19 protein-coding genes are annotated in these 17,164 nt (G+C 62.5%); 1 reads left to right on the top strand and 18 read right to left on the bottom strand.

The window, feature by feature from the left end; translation table 11 throughout:
* Positions 1-5 precede the first annotated feature (5 nt).
* The 8 genes from HX613_RS13180 to rpsB all read right to left on the bottom strand — a co-directional run bounded on the left by HX613_RS13180 (position 6) and on the right by rpsB (position 7,267).
* A complete protein-coding gene (locus tag HX613_RS13180) occupies positions 6-674 on the bottom strand; it encodes a hypothetical protein (protein WP_235345747.1) in 669 nt (222 codons plus the stop codon).
* Positions 667-1,227 carry a DivIVA domain-containing protein gene (locus HX613_RS13185; protein WP_143922508.1) on the bottom strand — a complete coding sequence of 187 codons (561 nt, stop codon included), beginning with the start codon at positions 1,225-1,227 and terminating at the stop codon, positions 667-669. Before HX613_RS13185 ends, HX613_RS13180 begins: the two co-directional genes overlap by 8 nt.
* Positions 1,228-1,310: 83 nt before the next feature.
* Positions 1,311-2,618: a 23S rRNA (adenine(2503)-C(2))-methyltransferase RlmN gene (gene rlmN / locus HX613_RS13190; RefSeq protein ID WP_143922507.1), complete on the bottom strand. Its 1,308-nt coding sequence runs from the start codon at positions 2,616-2,618 to the stop codon at positions 1,311-1,313.
* A gap of 140 nt (positions 2,619-2,758) precedes the next feature.
* The gene (locus HX613_RS13195; protein WP_235345748.1) at positions 2,759-3,781 is read right to left on the bottom strand and encodes a phosphatidate cytidylyltransferase; all 1,023 of its coding nucleotides are present in this window, start codon (positions 3,779-3,781) and stop codon (positions 2,759-2,761) included.
* Positions 3,781-4,338, bottom strand: a complete 558-nt coding sequence (gene frr, locus HX613_RS13200; RefSeq protein ID WP_143922505.1) for a ribosome recycling factor — start codon at positions 4,336-4,338, stop codon at positions 3,781-3,783. Before frr ends, HX613_RS13195 begins: the two co-directional genes overlap by 1 nt.
* Positions 4,339-4,488: 150 nt before the next feature.
* Positions 4,489-5,241, bottom strand: coding sequence for a UMP kinase (gene pyrH / locus HX613_RS13205; RefSeq protein ID WP_235345749.1), 753 nt, complete (start codon positions 5,239-5,241; stop codon positions 4,489-4,491).
* Between the two features lie 174 nt (positions 5,242-5,415).
* Positions 5,416-6,243 carry a translation elongation factor Ts gene (tsf, locus tag HX613_RS13210; RefSeq protein WP_235345750.1) on the bottom strand — a complete coding sequence of 276 codons (828 nt, stop codon included), beginning with the start codon at positions 6,241-6,243 and terminating at the stop codon, positions 5,416-5,418.
* Between the two features lie 34 nt (positions 6,244-6,277).
* Positions 6,278-7,267 (bottom strand): 30S ribosomal protein S2, encoded by a 990-nt coding sequence (gene rpsB, locus HX613_RS13215; protein WP_235345751.1) that lies wholly within the window; start codon positions 7,265-7,267, stop codon positions 6,278-6,280.
* A gap of 564 nt (positions 7,268-7,831) precedes the next feature.
* Here rpsB and HX613_RS13220 point away from each other — a divergent pair.
* A complete protein-coding gene (locus HX613_RS13220; protein ID WP_235345752.1) occupies positions 7,832-8,872 on the top strand; it encodes a D-alanyl-D-alanine carboxypeptidase family protein in 1,041 nt (346 codons plus the stop codon).
* 18 nt (positions 8,873-8,890) lie between these two features.
* Here HX613_RS13220 and HX613_RS13225 read toward each other — a convergent pair whose 3' ends face one another.
* From HX613_RS13225 to trmD, 10 genes are all read right to left on the bottom strand, one after another.
* The gene (locus tag HX613_RS13225) at positions 8,891-9,850 is read right to left on the bottom strand and encodes a tyrosine recombinase XerC (protein WP_235345753.1); all 960 of its coding nucleotides are present in this window, start codon (positions 9,848-9,850) and stop codon (positions 8,891-8,893) included.
* A 93-nt stretch (positions 9,851-9,943) separates the two neighbouring features.
* Positions 9,944-11,212, bottom strand: a complete 1,269-nt coding sequence (gene dprA, locus HX613_RS13230) for a DNA-processing protein DprA (protein WP_235345754.1) — start codon at positions 11,210-11,212, stop codon at positions 9,944-9,946.
* Positions 11,209-12,759, bottom strand: coding sequence for a YifB family Mg chelatase-like AAA ATPase (locus HX613_RS13235; RefSeq protein ID WP_235345755.1), 1,551 nt, complete (start codon positions 12,757-12,759; stop codon positions 11,209-11,211). The genes dprA and HX613_RS13235 overlap by 4 nt, the downstream gene beginning before the upstream one ends.
* A complete protein-coding gene (locus HX613_RS13240) occupies positions 12,756-13,154 on the bottom strand; it encodes a YraN family protein (protein WP_235345756.1) in 399 nt (132 codons plus the stop codon). The genes HX613_RS13235 and HX613_RS13240 overlap by 4 nt, the downstream gene beginning before the upstream one ends.
* Positions 13,155-13,312: 158 nt before the next feature.
* The gene (locus HX613_RS13245) at positions 13,313-13,630 is read right to left on the bottom strand and encodes a DUF2469 domain-containing protein (protein ID WP_092107263.1); all 318 of its coding nucleotides are present in this window, start codon (positions 13,628-13,630) and stop codon (positions 13,313-13,315) included.
* On the bottom strand, positions 13,627-14,358 hold the full coding sequence (locus HX613_RS13250) for a ribonuclease HII (protein WP_235345757.1): 732 nt from the start codon (positions 14,356-14,358) through the stop codon (positions 13,627-13,629). The genes HX613_RS13245 and HX613_RS13250 overlap by 4 nt, the downstream gene beginning before the upstream one ends.
* Positions 14,358-15,062, bottom strand: coding sequence for a signal peptidase I (lepB, locus tag HX613_RS13255; protein ID WP_235345758.1), 705 nt, complete (start codon positions 15,060-15,062; stop codon positions 14,358-14,360). Before lepB (HX613_RS13255) ends, HX613_RS13250 begins: the two co-directional genes overlap by 1 nt.
* Positions 15,063-15,155: 93 nt before the next feature.
* Positions 15,156-15,779: a signal peptidase I gene (gene lepB / locus HX613_RS13260; protein ID WP_235345759.1), complete on the bottom strand. Its 624-nt coding sequence runs from the start codon at positions 15,777-15,779 to the stop codon at positions 15,156-15,158.
* Between the two features lie 33 nt (positions 15,780-15,812).
* Positions 15,813-16,154 carry a 50S ribosomal protein L19 gene (gene rplS, locus HX613_RS13265; protein WP_235345760.1) on the bottom strand — a complete coding sequence of 114 codons (342 nt, stop codon included), beginning with the start codon at positions 16,152-16,154 and terminating at the stop codon, positions 15,813-15,815.
* Between the two features lie 175 nt (positions 16,155-16,329).
* Positions 16,330-17,160, bottom strand: a complete 831-nt coding sequence (gene trmD, locus HX613_RS13270) for a tRNA (guanosine(37)-N1)-methyltransferase TrmD (RefSeq protein ID WP_235345761.1) — start codon at positions 17,158-17,160, stop codon at positions 16,330-16,332.
* Between the last annotated feature and the right edge of the window lie 4 nt (positions 17,161-17,164).

Here is a 17,164-nt window from a genome sequence, read left to right on the forward strand (position 1 = left end):
AGGCGTCAGGCCTCAGCGAAGATCTCCCGGGACAGCCACTCGAGGCTCGATCGTGCGTCGAGGGACTTCTCGTCGGTGTGGATGAGAGTCTGGTCCGGAGTCAATGCGACCACTTCTGTCGGTTCGACTCGTGAGTCTCTCATCGCCTGGTCGAGATTCGCTGTCTCCCCCGCGATCGCGATTCCCACGCCTTCGAAGCGTGAGCGGATGGCCTTGACCGACGCCCGTCCCGATTCGACGGGTGGTGCTTCGATCGGGTGGACGAACACCGATGTGCTGTCGCCGGCGGGTTCCGAGCGCACATCGATGCTCAGTCCGATGCGGACCGCACCGAGGATGCTCAGCGCCCGCGAGATCGGCGGCACATCCTCGGCGATGAGGATCCGTTCACCATCGCCGCCGGTGATCCCCATGGCACGGAGGACTCCGGCGAACTTCGCGCTCCGGTCGAGCACCTCGGCGCGGTCGAGCTCATCAGGTTTCGCCAGTGCTTTGATCAGCCGCGGATCGGTGACCTCGCGGCCATCGACCATTGGTCTGTCCGGAGTCGGACCGGTCAGGACGATGTCATCGGCACCGCCCATGACGATCGGGTAGTCGAGCAGCTCGAACACAGGGTTGAGAGTGCCCGATGAGGTGTCGCTTGGCTGTTCGAAGTAGTGGAAATCAGTCAACGGAGGCCATCACTTCGACGACGCGGTCAATGAAGGCATCGACTTGGTCCTCGTCGTAGGCCTTGTTGCCCTTGGCCGTCTTGAACAGGACACGGCGAACCTGGTCGACGCTCATCGCGACACCCTGCGTGAAGTAGGCATTGACCTTTTCGCACATGTCATCGACCTGTTCGATGTCGTAGCCGATGACGCCGGGGGCCGGATTGTCGAAGTGCTCACCGGGTTCGCGGACCAGGCGTCCCCGCAGCGACGAGGCCACACGTGTCAGTTCAGATACCCAGGCGTCTTGGCCCGACTGTGCGATGAGGCGGTCACGTGCCTGTTTGGCGAAGGCGTCTTCGAGCCGGTCGAGTGCGGCATCGACGACGGCGACGTGGTATCCCTTGCGCACCAGATCGAAGCCGACAGTGCGCACCGCCCGGGAGTCGAGGTCGCCGGGCTGTGGGGTGGGACGTTCGAAGGATTCACGCGCACGTTTGAAGAAGCTGTCGACCTGTTTCGGGTCGTAGCCGTTCTTCCATCCGGACATTCGGGGGAAAGTCGTGTCCGCCATGTTGCCTCCAGAAGCGAATCGTGCGTATTGGTCATTTCCACCATGATAAATGGCGGATGCGGAAAATGCGTGTTCGCGAGTTCTCAGTCGGCGGCGGCGAGCTGTCCGCAGGCTCCGTCGATGTCCGATCCGCGGGTATCGCGGATCGTCGTGGGGATCCCCTGGTCGATGAGCCGGCGCACGAATTCGTCTGCCACCTCCGGCTCCGACGCGGTCCACACGGAGCCCGGAGTCGGGTTGAGCGGAATCGGATTGACGTGGACCCAGCCGCGACCGCGAGCGTTGAGCTTCTTCGCCAGCAGCTCTGCCCGCCAGGGGTGATCGTTCATGTCCTTGATGAGCGCGTATTCGATGCTCACCCGACGTCCCGTCACCTGGTAGTAGTTGTACGCGGCGTCGATGGCCTCATCGGCCTTCCACCGGGTGTTGACCGGGATCATCTCATCGCGCAGCTCATCATCGGGTGCGTGGAGGCTGAGGGCGAAGGTGACGGGGATGTCCTCGGCCGCGAGCTTGTTGATGCCCGGGACCAGACCGACAGTGGAGATGGTGATCCGGCGGGCCGACATTCCCAATCCCTGCGGTGCGGGTTCGACGAACCGGCGCACCGCGTTCATCACTCGCTTGTAGTTGGCCAGGGGCTCACCCATGCCCATGAAGACGATGTTGGAGACCCGCTCGGGTCCCGTCGCCGAGGTGGTCGTGCCCGATGCGTCGACCGTGGCCTCAGAGGTCTCACCCTGGTCCTCATCGGATTCGGCACCGAGCGCTGTCTCCCCCTCCGCCGGCATGTCGCCTGAGGGCGCCGGTGCGAGTTCGCCGGCGGCGATGACCTGGTTGGCGCGGATGACCTGTTCGACGATCTCGGCCGCGGACATATTGCGTGTCAGACCCTGCTGCCCTGTCGCGCAGAAGGGACAGTTCATACCGCAGCCGCACTGGCTGGAGACGCACAGGGTGACGCGGTTGCGATAGCGCATCAGCACCGACTCGACGAGCGCGCCATCGTAGAGGCGCCACAGGAATTTGATCGTGTCGCCGTTCTCGGTTCGCAGACGACGAACCTCGGTCAGGAGGTGGGGGAAGAACCGTTCCTGCAGGTCCGCCCGCAGATCCTTGGGCAGGTCCGTCATGGACTCGACGTCGGTCTGGTAGTGCGAGAAGTAGTGGGTCGAGATCTGCTTCGCACGGAAGGCGGGCAGTCCCATCTCCTTGACCGCGTCGATGCGTTCGTCCATCGTCATGTCGGCCAGATGCTGCTTCGGCTGACTGGCTCGCGGAGATTTGAAATTGAGCAGCGGACGGCCATCACGCGTCGGTGTCTTCGACGTCGTGCCGTCTGCATGTTCGACGACGGGCCGGGTCTGCCTGTTACCTGCTTGAGAACTCACTCGCCCATTGTCTCATGAGACCAATTCTCGTGGGGTGTGTGCGCCGCCACGGCGGATGAGTGAGAGTCACCGGCCTGTGAGAGGCGCCGGTACGAGCATCGACGTGTGAGTGGCGCCGGTACGAGTCGGACCGCGGCGGATCAGAGATAGCCGGGCAGAACCGAGAACATCACCAGAGCAACCGGGGCGGTGGGCAGGATCGAATCGAGTCGGTCCATGACACCGCCGTGTCCTGGCAGCAGAGTTCCCATGTCCTTGAGGTCGAGATCGCGTTTGATCATCGATTCGCTGAAGTCGCCGAGCGTGGCGAAGGCTGGGATGACGACGCCGAAGACCAGCCCGGTCCAGAACGGAGCATCGAAGAGAGTCAGAGCCAGGGTAGTCGCGACTGCTGCTGCGAAGATCACCGAGCCGATGTACCCCTCCCACGACTTCTTCGGGGAGATCCTCGGTGCGATCGGGTGTTTGCCCCAGAGGACGCCGAAGACGTAGCCGCCGGTGTCCGAGGCCACCACGCTGGCGAGGAACAGGATGACGTAGAGATTGCCGTCGGGTTGGGTCAGCAGATACACGACGAAGCAGGCCATGAGTCCGACATAGGTCAGCGCGAACAGGGACAGCGAAACATCCTTGACCGCGTTCTTGCGTCGCTCGACCATCGTGAAGAGCATGACCGCGCCGGCGCTGGCAGCGAAGGTCACCCACAGTGCCTCGCGGCCGCCGACGAAGGTCGCGAGCACCATGCAGGCGGCTGAGACCATGGTCGGTATCCGCGACACGAGTGATCCAGAACGCGACAGCGCGTTGGCCAGCTCCCACATCGCGGCGACGATGGCGATGAGGATGATGAAGAGGAAGGAGATCGGGAAGACGATGAGGGAGGCCAGGACGACTCCGCCGATGAGCAGCCCGATGCCGATCGCAGCCGGCAGGTTCCGTCCGGCCTTGCCGTAGTCCTTCTCTGCCACCTCGGGGACGTCCTGCCCGGTCTCCGCGGCCGGGTTGGTCTCGGGATCTTCCGGTGAGTAGTCCTTGCCGGAGTTGCGCAGGTCTCTGCGCTTCGGGAACGGGGTATCAGGCCCTGACGTATGCGCAACCGGATCCGGCTCCCCGAGGGGAGCCGGATCTGATGCTGGATTGTCTGGCCCAGTCAACGAAATCATCAGACCTCGAGGAGCTCAGCTTCCTTCTGGGAGAGAAGCTTGTCGACACTGTCGACCTTGCTCTTCGTCAGATCGTCGAGTTCGGAGATTCCGCGTGCGACTTCGTCTTCACCGGCGTCGCCGTCCTTCTTGATGCGCTCCAGGGTCTCCTTGGCGTGACGTCGGATGTTGCGAATCGACACTTTGCCGTCTTCGGCCTTGCCCTTGACGATCTTCACGTATTCCTTGCGGCGTTCCTCGGTGAGTTCCGGGAGCACCACACGGATGACGTTGCCGTCGTTGGCGGGGTTGGCGCCGATGTCCGAGTTGCGCAGAGCAGTCTCTATGTCGCCCAGCGCTCCACGGTCGTAGGGAGTCACGAGGATCGTGCGGGCTTCCGGGGTCTGGAATGAGGCCAGCTGCTGCAGCGGCGTCGGCGCGCCGTAGTATTCGATCTCGATGGAAGCGAACAGCGCGGGATTGGCGCGGCCTGTGCGGATGGACGAGAAGTCCTCCTGTGTGAATTCCACGGCCTTGTCCATCTTCTCTCTGGCCTCTGCCAGTGTTTCTTCAATCACGACTCACTCTTTCCGTCGATGGGAGCTTTGGGTTCATTCTATGGGTCATAGCTCGCGAATGCCGCACTCGATTGATCCAGGGAGAGTCCTGGATTTCGTCTGAGGAGGTGTTTCGAGGCGCTGAGTGCCCGGGCAATGCGCCCTGGGGCTCTATTTGACTACGGTGCCGATCTTGTCGCCGACAATTGCCTTGCGCAGATTGCCTTCGCCTTCCATGCCGAAGACGTGCATCGGCAGCTTATTGTCCATGCACAGGGAGAATGCGGTTGCGTCAACGACCTTGAGGCCCTTCTGGAGTGCTTCCTGGTAGGTGATCTCGCTGATCTTCTCTGCGGTGGGGTCGATGTTGGGGTCGGCGGTGTAGACGCCGTCGACGCCGTTCTTGGCGATGAGGACTTCGTCGGCGTGGATTTCCAGCGCACGCTGCGCGGCAACGGTGTCGGTGGAGAAGTACGGCAGTCCGGCTCCGGCGCCGAAGATGACGACTCTGTTCTTCTCCATGTGGCGCATGGCCCGGCGCGGAATGTAGGACTCGGCGACCTGGGACATGGGGATCGCGGTCTGAACTCGGGTATCGACGCCGGTCTGTTCGAGGAAGTCCTGCAGCGCCAGACAGTTCATCACGGTACCGAGCATGCCCATGTAGTCGGCGCGCGTGCGGTCCATGCCCCGCTGGGACAGCTCTGCTCCACGGAAGAAGTTTCCGCCGCCGACGACGATGCTGACCTCCACCTCGTCGACGGTGGGGGCGACTTCTCTGGCGACAGCGGCGACGACATCGGGATCGACCCCGATCTTGCCTCCGCCGAACACCTCACCCGAGAGTTTGAGGAGCACACGGCGGCGATGAGTGCGGACTGGTCTGCTGGCGTAGCCGGATTCGTGAACCGGGGTGGATGTCATTTAGTCCTTCTTCCGTCTGGGCAGGTAGGAGCCCGGATGAGTCGTCGGTGTCAGTGTAGCGAAAACGGGGCCGGACCGAATGGTCCGACCCCGTCAGCCGCTTATGAGTTCACTCTCAAGCGAGACGACTGTTGCGCGGGTCGGAAAACGACTCGCTCAACGGTCAATGGTGCTTCAGGCTCCGACGCGGAAACGCAGGAAACCGGTGGCCTTGACGCCGGCAGCTTCGAGGACCTTGCCCACGGACTGCTTGGGATCCTTGGCGAATCCCTGGTCGAGCAGGCAGTTCTCCTTGAAGAAGCCGTTGACGCGGCCTTCGATGATCTTGGGCAGAGCCTTCTCAGGCTTGCCTTCGTTCTTCGCTGTGTCCTCAGCGATGCGACGTTCGTTCTCCACGAGGTCGGCGGGGACCTCGTCACGGGAGAAGTACTTCGGGCTCATCGCTGCGATGTGCACGGCGACATCGTGTGCGACAGATGCGTCGTCACCTTCGTATGCCAGCAGAACGCCCACCTGAGGGGGCAGATCCTTGTTCGTGCGGTGCAGGTAGGACTCGACGCTTGCGCCTTCGAGACGTCCGACGCGACGAAGGGCAACCTTCTCGCCCAGAGTGGCACCGCTTTCGGTGATGAACTCCGAGACGGGCTTGCCGTCCTTCGTGGACTCGAGAACAGCCTCGGCCGAACCAGCGTTTTCGGCAACGGCCAGGGCCAGAACTTCCTCGGCGAGGGCAACGAAGGGATCGGACTTCGCGACGAAGTCGGTCTCCGAGTTGAGCTCGATCATCGTTCCGACGCCGCCGTCGATCTGTGTGGCCACGAGACCGTCGGAGGTGGAGCGACCTTCACGCTTGGTGGCACCCTTGAGGCCCTTCACACGGAGGAACTCAATGGCCTTCGACTGATCGCCGTCAGCTTCGTCAAGAGCCTTCTTGACATCCATCATTCCGGCGCCGGTCTTCTCGCGCAATGCCTTGATATCAGCGGCAGTGTAGTTTGCCATTCTTTCTCCTAAAAGTTGGTGGAGTTAAAGGAAATCAGGACTCTGTGGACTCGGTGGAGTCTGCAGCAGCTTCTGCGGCAGGTGCTTCGGTCGCCTTGTCAGCGGCCTCGGCAGCAGCCTCAACTGGAGGCTCGTCGGTCGCCTCTTCAGCCGCAGCAGCGGCGTCAGCGGCAGGCTTCTCAGCAGCGGCGTCTGCGGCCGGAGCGGCAGCGTCGGCAGCTGGTGCGGCGGCTTCCTCGGAGGCTGGAGCGTTGCCCTCGAGCAGTTCGCGTTCCCACTCAGGCATCGGTTCGACGGCGGAGACGTTCTTCTCTCCGCTGTCGTCGTCCGAGGAGTGGCGGGCGATGAGGCCCTCTGCCACTGCGTCGGCGATCACGCGGGTCAGCAGGGACACCGAGCGGATGGCGTCGTCGTTGCCCGGGATCGGGTAGTTGACGTCGTCAGGGTCGCAGTTGGTGTCGAGGATCGCGATGACCGGGATGCCCAGCTTGCGTGCTTCGTCGACAGCAAGGTGTTCCTTCTTGGTGTCAACGATCCAGACAGCCGAAGGGGTCCGCTGCATGTCGCGGATACCGCCGAGGGTCTTTTCCAGCTTGTCCTTCTCGCGACGGAGAATGAGCAGTTCCTTCTTGGTGTGCGAAGAACCTGCAACATCATCGAAGTCGATCTCTTCGAGTTCCTTCAGGCGGCGCAGGCGCAGCGAGATGGTCTGGAAGTTGGTGAGCATACCGCCGAGCCAACGCTGGTTGACGTAGGGCTGTCCCACGCGCTTGGCCTGTTCGGCGATCGATTCCTGAGCCTGCTTCTTGGTGCCGACGAAGAGGATCGAGCCACCGTGAGTCACGGTTTCCTTGACGAATTCGAATGCAGAGTCGATGTAGCCCAGCGACTTCTGCAGGTCGATGATGTAGATGCCGTTGCGCTCGGTGAAGATGAAACGCTTCATCTTCGGGTTCCAACGACGGGTCTGGTGTCCAAAGTGAACGCCGCTGTCGAGCAGCTGGCGGATGGTGACGACGGCCATGCCGACGCCCTCCTTTCTCTCGCGCCCGAAGGCGCTTTTACGTCAGTGTCATCCGTCGGCTTTGAGCCGTCGGCAACAGTGACCTTTTCGGTTGATTCCTAGTATTCGGTTCATCCGCCCCACAAATTCGCCCTCGCGGACTATTTGCACCATGGGATGGAGAAGAAATCGAATACGCGTAGTCAGAAGACACGCTTCTGCTGAGGCCATCCTATCCCTGTTGCCCAAGGCTTTTCCAATCGATCCGGCACCTGAGCAATGGGCTGCATCACACCCTGCGCGGCATTTGACCCGCTCTGCGGAGGAGATCTTGTTCGACTCATGTCCGCCGAGGTGTGGATATCTTGATCCCACCTTGGTTCATCTGCGCTGAAGCTGGGCCCGGCTGTTCAGGTTCAGCACCTCAGCACCTGTCTGATCACGCGCTTCGCTCGGGCACTCTCTCGTTGTCTTCTGTGGATCGTCACGCCACTTGTGTGCGTTTCACCTGTGCACGTCAGCGGGTCGTCCACAGGCGCTGTCCGTGCGCCTGACATCTCGAAGCGACCCGGCTTCCATGGGGTCATGGACTTCTTCGTCGATTCTCCTCACACCGCCCGTTCCACCTCAGGCCGATCCGGGCCGGCATCGTCGCGGCTGCGTCTCATTGCGGCAATGACTCTGATGGTCTTCGCCCTCACCTTCGCCGAGGTGGGGGCACCGGTCCAGACGGCAGCTGCCGAACCAGCGTCCGACGCTCAGCCGACGTGGGTCTCGCCCGTCCCGGCGATGGAGATCACTGAGGCTTTCGATCCGCCTTCAGAGGCATGGCTGAAGGGACACCGTGGCATCGATGTGCTCACGGTCAGTGGTGAACCGGTGCGCGCGCCGGCTGCAGGCACAATTCGCTTCCGCGGCTCTGTAGCCGGCACCGCGACCATGAGCATCGAGACGGACTCCGGATACGTCATCTCCCTCCAACCGGCTGAGTCGACGCTGGAGACAGGTGAGACGTTTCCCGCCGGTGCGGAGATAGCAACAGTTGCCGACGGCGGTCATTGCGACGAATCCTGCCTGCATATCGGTGTCTGGAAGTCCGCAGGTGTGAAGAAGTACATCGACCCTGCAGGCTTCTTCGGGCAGGAACAGTCGATCCTCCTGCCGCTGTCACGCAAGCCGGCAGAGGAACACACCGGAGATTCCACGACATCAGGGGCAGGTGCCTGGGGTGGACATCGCAATGGTCGAATCCCCGCCGCTGCAATGTGCGCGTTGAAGTCGGCACCCGGACAGATGCTGCGCTGTGATGCCCAAGCGGCGTTCGACCGTATGTCCCACGCCTATGAAGCCAGATTCTCGACTCCGATCTCCGTGACAGATGCCTACCGTGACTATGACACCCAGGTCATCCTGAAGAGGCGCAAGGGTCGGATGGCAGCGACTCCCGGAACCTCGAATCACGGTTGGGCGCTGGCCGTCGACCTAGGAGGCGGAATCAACTCGTTCGGCACCGCCGAGCACCAGTGGATGCGTGCCAACGCACCGAAGTTCGGATGGATCCATCCCGGTTGGGCCCGCCAGAGCGGTTCGCTGCCTGAGCCGTGGCACTGGGAATTCCGAAAGTGAAGTCCCCAGTGAGTGAGATCAGGCCCGGGGGTGTGCCTGCCGATAGGTCTCCTGCAACCGCTGCATCGAGACATGGGTGTAGATCTGCGTGCTGCTCATCGTCGAGTGCCCCAGCAGCTCCTGGATCTGTCGCAGGTCCGCTCCCCCATCGAGCATGTGCGTAGCCGCCGAGTGCCGCAGCCCGTGCGGGCCGATATCGGGCGCGCTGGGATCATCGGAGCCGTACCGATGAACGAGTTCCCTGACCTGTCTGGCTCCGATTCGTCCGCCTCTCACGCCGAGGAAGAGCGCATCACCGCTGGCGTTCGAGACCAAGGTCTCCCGCAGTGTCAGCCATCGTCGCAATGCCGACTGGGCGGGTTTGCCGAAGGGGACGCGTCGTTCCTTGTTCCCCTTGCCCAGGACAGTGATCATCGAGCGCTGATGGTCAACGTCGCTGCGGTTCAGCCCGGTCAGCTCAGACACGCGCACTGCCGTGGCATAGAGCATCTCCAGGATGGCTGCGTCCCTGGCCCACTTGGCTGCGTCTATGGGATCGCTGCTGTCAGCCTCCGTGTGAGCAGTACGTTCCCGGGACACAAGATCGGCAGCCTGCTGAGGTTTGAGGACGGTGGGAAGACGAGAGTCCTTCTTGGGAGTCCGCAGCCGCGCCGCCGGATTGTTCGTCAGTCCCTGGTGGTTCACGCAGTAGGCGAAGAAGGACTTCACGGCTGCAATCTTCCGGGCCACGGTCGACTTCGCCGCTCCGGCATCGTCGAGGGTGATCAGCCACGAACGCAGATCGTTGAGATCGATGTCGCCAACACTGGGCTCGGAGGTGTCCGCCCGGGTGCGGGCAGCCGTCGAGTGGGCCGCGTGGTCGAAGAAGTCTGTGACATCTGAGACGTAAGCCCGCGAGGTGTGGGCGGAGACGTCGCGTGATCTCAGGTGGTCGGCATAGCCGGATACCACCTCGGCGATGGTCATCGGTTGGGTCACAGCCCCAGGTTACGCGATCGCCCGGGTTGCGCGTTGGACCTTCACTCAGCGGCGACTCCTTATCGACGTCTCATCACTGTCTGCCTCAAAAAGTCATTTCTGTCTGCGCAGTTTGACCCAGCCGGAATCGCGGCGAGCGCTCAAGCCGGCAAGCTCAAGGAGGGCGAGCGCGGAGAGTGTGTTCGGCACTGTCAGTCCGGCCCGAGCCGCCACGGTTCCGACATCCAGCGCCTTGGTCGCCGAGAGCACATTGACGCAGATCTTCTCTCGTTCGGCGAGGTCATCGATCGGATCTGCCGGCGACTGGCTCGGCCCCTCGGAACGGAGGCGCGGTCCCTCGGAACGAAGGGTTGGGCCTTGGGATGGAAGGCGGCCGTCGTTGAACAGCATCGGCTGGGCACCACCGATGAGTTCGATGACGTCTTCGCAGCTGGTCACCAACTCCGCTTCATGGTGTCGGATGAGTCTGTGGGTGCCCGTCGACGACGCCGAATACACGGATCCAGGGAATGCCGCGACTTCACGTGAAAGCTCGAGTGCGTGTCGGGCGGTATTGAGTGCTCCGCTGCGCCAACCTGCCTCGACGATGACGGTGACTTGGGACGAGGCGGCGATCAGACGGTTGCGGAGCAGGAAGCGGTGTCGCATCGGAGTCATCCCGGGAGCGGTTTCGGACACGATCGCGCCACACTCAAGTACTTGGTGGAACAGTTCGGTGTTGGCCGCCGGATAGAACCGGTCGACTCCCCCAGCCATGAAGGCAATCGTGGTGCCGTCGCGGGCGATGGCTGCCCGATGGGCGGCGGCATCGATCCCGAATGCTCCGCCGGAGACGATGGTCAGTCCCCTCGCTGCCAGATCCCAGGCCAGGTCTGAGGCACATTTGGTGCCGTAGTTGCTGGCCGCTCGTGCTCCGACGATAGCGGCTGCCCGTTGCAGCGCCGCGTTCAGTCGCGCCTTGCCCCTGACCCACAGTCCCAGTGGTGCCGCCGGTCCGAGGTCTCTCAGAGCAGGCGGCCATTCGTCGTCGCTGGGGATGACGAGCCGCCCTCCCAGTCTCTGCATTGCCTCGAGGTCACGTTGTCCGTGCGCATCCTCGCCTCGCACGGCCCACCGGTCGAGGGCCTCTCCGAGCTGTCCGCTGCCCGCGAGCGCGTTCACGATCGGCGTCAGGCTGTCGGCGGCCTCGGCTGCTGATGATGTTCCTGCTGCCACTGCCCGGATCAGTGCGAGCACTGCAATCGGACCGACTTCGTCAACGAGTCCAGTGAGCAGTCCGTCGCCGGGTTCGCCGATCCTCAGCAGGGCGGCCACAGCCGCTCGGATGTCTCCGCTCTCGTCGCTCCTTCTGTCGTCGTTCATGAGTCCTGTGTCCTCAGAGCCAGCGCCGTCGTGATCTTGTCCGGTGTCGGCACCTTGGCCCCTTCCAAGTCGGCCAGGGTCGTTGCCACCCTCAGCACCCGGTCGTATCCACGCATGGTGATCCTTCCTGTGTCGAGTGCGCGGTCCAGGTCGCGCAGGCTGTTCGGACTCAGGGAGAAGTGCTCACGCAGCCAGGCCCCGGGCGCGTTCGAGTTCAGCGTCCACTCACAGTCGACGTATCGGTCAGCCTGTCGCTGCCGGGCGAGTCTGACCCGTGCGGCGACGGCAGCGCTGTCCTCCTGTGCCCCACCGAGGCGGATGTCGGCCGGTGAGACTGGAAACAGTTCGAGTTGCAGGTCAACGCGATCCAGCAGAGGACCGGAGAGTCTGTTGCGGTAGCGGCGCTTGTCCATCGGAGTGCATCGGCACGTGGAGTCGGCTCCGCGCATTCCAGCTCCACAGGGGCATGGGTTCGCCGCCATCACCAATTGGAACGATGCTGGAAGCACCATGGAGCCCCAGGCACGATGGATGTGAACCTGTCGAGCTTCCATCGGCTGACGCAGTGCTTCGAGTACATCCCGTGAGAACTCGGGCGCCTCGTCCATGAAGAGGACGCCGCGGTGGGCTCTGCTGAGAATTCCTATCGACCCGGGTCTGCGCCCACCGATGAGCGCCGAGGCGGTGCTGCGGTGGTGGGGCGCTTCGAAAGGAGGTCGATGATCGAGCCCTTCGCCGCTGTGCAGCTCTCCTCGCAGCGAGCGCACCGCCGCCACTTCGACCGCCTGCGGGTCGTCCAACGGTGGAAGGATCCCCGGCAGGCACTGGGCCAGCAGCGTCTTCCCGGCCCCCGGTGTGCCTCGCATCAGCAGATTGTGCCCACCGGCCGCCGCGACTTCGAGTCCGAATCGTGCTTCAGCCTGCCCTTGGACTTCGGAGAGGTCGTGGCGTTCGGAAATCTCCGGGTCGGCAGTTTCGGCGTCAATGACCGGTGGGAGCATCGGGACGTTGAGATCTCCGCCGTAGATGTTGATCAGTTCGGCCAGCGAGGCGATGGCACGGACCCTGGTTCCCCCGAGCAGTGCTGATTCCTGACTGTTGCCCACGGGAACGACGAATCGTTCGAAGCCGGCCTGCAGGCCGCTGTGCAGGCTCGGCAGCACACCGTTGACGGGGCGGATGCGCCCGTCAAGGCCCAGTTCACCGCAGTGGATGATCGATTCTGTGTCGGCTTCGTCGATGATGCCTTGCGCTTTGAGTACGGCCACGGCGATTCCCAGGTCGAATCCGGTGCCGATCTTCGGCACCGTGCCTGGGGTGAGGTTGATCGTCAGATGCTGCGTGGCCACGGGGATTCCCAGATAGGCGAGTGCGGCGCGAAGTCGTTTCCGGGATTCGCTCACGGAGGCGTCGGGCAGACCGACGATGTCGATGCCCGGCAGGCCCGCGCTGACGCAGGCTTCGATGGACACGATCTTCCCCGCCAGCCCCCAGAGAGCCACGGCGGAGGCGCGCCCGATCACGTTGAGCTTCGCTTCTTCGCTCACGAGTCGACCTGCAGGTTGCGGCGATGAGAGTAGTCGGGTTCGGGTTCCATGACGATGCCGAGGGCATCGATGCGGATGGCGGCGAAGAAGTCGCGCTGCCCGCGCAGCCAGATTGCCGACAGCATTCTGATCCGCTTCAGCTTCGCACTGGTCACGGCCTCGAGGGGAGATCCGAGGGCGAGCGTTCTGCGGGTCTTCACCTCAACGAAGACGATGGTCTCACCGTCTCGGGCGATGATGTCGATCTCTCCCCGTGGGCATCTGAAGTTGCGTTCAATGATGACCATGCCCTGTCGCTGCAGGAACTCTGCTGCCAGGTCCTCCCCTGTCTGTCCCAGAGCGCGCTGACGCATTCCCGGTGTGGTTGTGCTGCGTCTGCCAGATGTCGGTCCCATGAGTGACAGACCACCACCGGCGGGGCAGAAGCGACAAGAGCAGACGATCGGCCTGTGGACGGCGCTTCGTCGTCCACAGGCCGATCACGTGCAAGTCAAGGTCCAGTCCACAGGCCTAAGCGTGCGAGTGCCTCTCCAACATCATCCGCTGGCCGCCGTCAGCCCCTGATCGACGTCGGCGGTTCCAGATCGCTCTTGGCGATCTCCTCGATGTTGACGTCTTTGAAGGTCAGCACATGCACTGTCTTGATGAAGCGTGCCGATCGGTAGCTGTCCCACACCCAAGCGTCTCGCAGCGTCAGTTCGAAGTAGACATCTCCGGCGTCGTTGTGGGCCTTGAGATCAACGTGGTTGGCCAAGTAGAAACGACGTTCGGTCTCGACAACGTAGGCGAAGAGTCCCACGACATCGCGATACTCCTTGTAGAGCTGAAGCTCCAGTTGCGCTTCGTAATCGTCCAGATCATCAGTGCTCATGACGATCCCTCCTTCGCATCGTGCGCCGTTAGCAGGCGGAAGCTTCTCCGGTGGTGAATGCTGGGGCCGAAGTCGGCGATGCCCCGACGGTGTCTGATGGTTCCGTACCCGACATTCGACTCCCAACCATACTGGGGATGAGCCTCGGCGAGTGCGATCATCGCCTCATCTCGGTGCACTTTTGCCACAATACTTGCCGCGGCGATGACGGGAACGCTGCCGTCACCTTTGATCACGGTCCGCACTTGGGGCAGTTCCAGGTCTGCTGCGGGCCCGAATATCCCCAGGCAGTCGAGCGTGAGTGGGGCTGAAAGCCAGTCGTGTTTGCCGTCGAGAAGCACCATCGTCGATGGTGGAAGAACCGCTGAGCCGACGAGAGGTATCAGCATGTCAGACAGTGCCCGACGACCGGCCAGGTTCAGTGCCATGGTCATCCCAAGCTCGTCGAGTTCGCTCGGCGTCGTCGACCCTACTGCCGTGGCTCGCGCCCACCCGTTGACGCGATCGGTCGCGGTCTGACGCGACAGCGCGCTCAGCTGCTTCGAATCATGGATGCCCGCCGGCACCTCGACGTCGGTGAGCTCTCTGAGGTCGAAAAGGGCCACGCCCACGCTGACCGGCCCTGCCAGTGCTCCACGACCGACCTCGTCGATGCCGATGACGAACTCGTAGCCTTCTGCGAGCAGAGCGCGCTCACAGCTGAGGTCGTGCAATCCGATCTGTGCCATCAGCTGCCGGTGATTCCTTCAGAATCGGGGACGTCGGCGAAGACTGACTCGGGGGTGGACATCCAACTGAAATGTTTGAAGGGCCAGTTGATGAGGAAGACGGTGCCCACCACGTTGTCCTCGGGCACATAGGGCTGCGTGTCGACGTGGTACCGCGAGTCTGCGGAGTTACTGCGATTATCACCCATCACCCAATAGTGGCCCTCTGGGACGGTGACTTTGAAGTCCACCTCCGACGGTGCGGTGCCGTCGTCGAGGTATGTCTCATCGATGGGTTGGCCGTTGACGAGGATGTGTCCCTGCGCATCGCAGCATTCGACGGTGTCTCCGCCGACGCCGATGACGCGTTTGATCAGCTGCTGGCCCCCGTCAGCGGGAGCCAGTCCGACGAACTCGAGGAGGGGGTTGGGCTCATACTCCGAAACCTCTTCAGGACTGAGCCAATGGTCTGGGTCGTCGAAGACGATGATGTCGCCGCGGTTGGCCGGCCCGAAGTTCGGTGCCAGCTGATTGACAAGGACCCTGTCATCAATCTGCAGGGTCTCCATCATCGATCCCGAAGGGATGTAGAACGAGCGGACGACCCAGGTCTTGAGTGCGGTGGAAATGAGGATGGCGACGAGAATGATCGCTGCGGTCTCGAGCAGGCCACGGAGGAATCTCTTCGAGGCTGAAGGTGGGGAAGCTTCTGATTCGGTTGACATTCGTTCGCTTTCGCATCGGACCACAGGTTCCGCAATGGGACTGAAATGAGCGTACCAGCACCCCGCCGCGACATCTTTCAGGCGGCGATCATCTCAGTCGACCGAGGAACCATGCCCGATCACGGGCCCGATGACACGGTCGAGCGGAATGAATCCGCCTCCTGGCTTGCCCATCAGCGCGCGCGAGTCTGCAGACTTGTTCCGGTTGTCCCCCATCACCCACATGGTGTCGGCGGGGATTTCGATCGAGAATTCAGTGGATGAGGCCGGGTGCGTCGCATAGTCCTCCTCCAGGGGTTCGTCGTTGAGCAGCAGCCGTCCCTGCGCGTCGCAGCATCGGAGTGTGTCACCGCCGACAGCGATGACACGTTTGACGTAGTAGACGTCACGGTTCCCGAGCCCAACCCATGAACCCACCTTCTGCAGCGGGGTCGGCAGAGCATCGTCGACGAAGGAGCCACGGCCGTCGAAGACGACGATGTCTCCGCGTTGGATGTCTGAACTCAGCGCATCGGGACGCCACACGGTGATGTCATCTCCGACGTCGAGAGTCGGCTCCATCGATTCGCTGGGGATCGTGAACCGTTGGATGACGAACCCGCGAACCGATCCGCCGATGACGATGATGAGAATCGCGATGACAGCCACGATCTTCCAGAGGCGGCCCGAATAAAGAAAACGCGACCCGAAGGTCGCGTTTTCTTGGTTATTCGGCACAGCGTGATCATTACCCACAGTGCCAGGCAATAATCAGGCCTTTTCGCGGATGCGTGCAGCCTTGCCGCGCAGTTCGCGCAGGTAGTACAGCTTGGCGCGACGAACGTCACCGCGCGCGAGGACTTCGAGCTTCTCGACGATGGGCGAGTGCACTGGGAAGGTGCGCTCGACTCCGACGCCGAAGCTGATCTTACGAGCGGTGAAGGTCTCGCGGACTCCGTCGCCCTGGCGACGGATGACGATTCCCTTGAACACCTGGATACGCGAACGCGATCCTTCGATCACGCGCACGTGAACGTTGAGGGTGTCGCCTGGGCGGAACTCAGGAACGTCAGACTTCAACGAGGCTGCATCAACAACATCAAGCTTCTGCATTGTGTTTCTCCATGTGTCCCCAGCTTCAGGTCGAGGACACGCATATCGGACCGGTTGAACCGGTGATTGGATCGTCTGTCGGGATCACTCCCCGAAATTCTCCGATGCTGACATCTGAGAACGGTTTTGGGCATCCATCCCCCTGAAGCAGGTGAATGCCAACAAACGCGACGACCTATTCTTTCACGGAATCGTCCCCGGACTCAAACCGTTCCAGAACGGCGCGATCATGCTTGTCGAGACCGTTGAGTCCGGCCAGCAGATCCGGCCTGACTTCGGCTGTGCGTTCGAGCCTGCGGTCTCTGCGCCACCGTGCGATCGCACCGTGGTTTCCGCTGAGCAGGATCTCCGGCACATCCCGGTCTCTCCAGCTGGCGGGCTTGGTGTAGATCGGGTATTCGAGGAGTCCGTCCTCATGGCTTTCCTCTGTCAGCGACTCGGGGTTGCCGATGACTCCGGGGATGAGGCGGCTGACTGCCTCGATCATCACCATAGAGGCGACCTCTCCCCCGTTGAGCACATAGTCTCCGATGCTCATGGGGCGAAGATCGAAATGTTCGCCCGACCAGTCGATGACTCGCTGGTCGATCCCCTCATAACGTCCGCACGCGAACACGAGGTGGTCGGCGTCGGAGAGTTCCTCTGCGATGCGCTGGTTGAACACGGGGCCGGCCGGGCTGGGCACGATGAGGATCGGTCTGCCCGCTGCGGCAGGTTCTTCGTCGCCGGTGTCTGCACCGACCGTGCGCTCGACGCTGGTTGCCCCAACAAGAGATTCCCCGCCGAGGATGTGCTCGAGTGCCAGCGCCCAGGGCTCGGCCTTCATCACCATTCCGGCGCCCCCACCGTACGGTGAGTCGTCGACGGTGTTGTGCCGGTCGAAGGTGAAGTCACGCAGGTCGTGCACGTTCAGGTCGAGCACCCCCTGATCCACGGCCTTGCCGATGAGGGAGAGCTGAAGCCCGGCGAGATACTCCGGGAAGATGGAGACGACGTCGATCTTCATGGCT

It is taken from the genome of Brevibacterium sp. UCMA 11754, assembly GCF_021532275.1.
Lineage (GTDB): Bacteria > Actinomycetota > Actinomycetes > Actinomycetales > Brevibacteriaceae > Brevibacterium.

What these genes read in the sequence shown, in the direction of transcription:
- trmD (WP_235345761.1), bottom strand. Translation starts at nt 17,160, where the DNA reads ATGAAGATCGACGTCGTCTCCATCTTCCCGGAGTATCTCGCCGGGCTT.
- HX613_RS13245 (WP_092107263.1), bottom strand. Translation starts at nt 13,630, where the DNA reads ATGAGCACTGATGATCTGGACGATTACGAAGCGCAACTGGAGCTTCAG.
- HX613_RS13185 (WP_143922508.1), bottom strand. Translation starts at nt 1,227, where the DNA reads ATGGCGGACACGACTTTCCCCCGAATGTCCGGATGGAAGAACGGCTAC.
- HX613_RS13220 (WP_235345752.1), top strand. Translation starts at nt 7,832, where the DNA reads ATGGACTTCTTCGTCGATTCTCCTCACACCGCCCGTTCCACCTCAGGC.
- HX613_RS13240 (WP_235345756.1), bottom strand. Translation starts at nt 13,154, where the DNA reads ATGGGACCGACATCTGGCAGACGCAGCACAACCACACCGGGAATGCGT.
- HX613_RS13250 (WP_235345757.1), bottom strand. Translation starts at nt 14,358, where the DNA reads ATGGCACAGATCGGATTGCACGACCTCAGCTGTGAGCGCGCTCTGCTC.
- rpsB (WP_235345751.1), bottom strand. Translation starts at nt 7,267, where the DNA reads ATGGCCGTCGTCACCATCCGCCAGCTGCTCGACAGCGGCGTTCACTTT.
- dprA (WP_235345754.1), bottom strand. Translation starts at nt 11,212, where the DNA reads ATGAACGACGACAGAAGGAGCGACGAGAGCGGAGACATCCGAGCGGCT.
- rplS (WP_235345760.1), bottom strand. Translation starts at nt 16,154, where the DNA reads ATGCAGAAGCTTGATGTTGTTGATGCAGCCTCGTTGAAGTCTGACGTT.
- pyrH (WP_235345749.1), bottom strand. Translation starts at nt 5,241, where the DNA reads ATGACATCCACCCCGGTTCACGAATCCGGCTACGCCAGCAGACCAGTC.
- tsf (WP_235345750.1), bottom strand. Translation starts at nt 6,243, where the DNA reads ATGGCAAACTACACTGCCGCTGATATCAAGGCATTGCGCGAGAAGACC.
- HX613_RS13195 (WP_235345748.1), bottom strand. Translation starts at nt 3,781, where the DNA reads ATGATTTCGTTGACTGGGCCAGACAATCCAGCATCAGATCCGGCTCCC.
- lepB (WP_235345758.1), bottom strand. Translation starts at nt 15,062, where the DNA reads ATGTCAACCGAATCAGAAGCTTCCCCACCTTCAGCCTCGAAGAGATTC.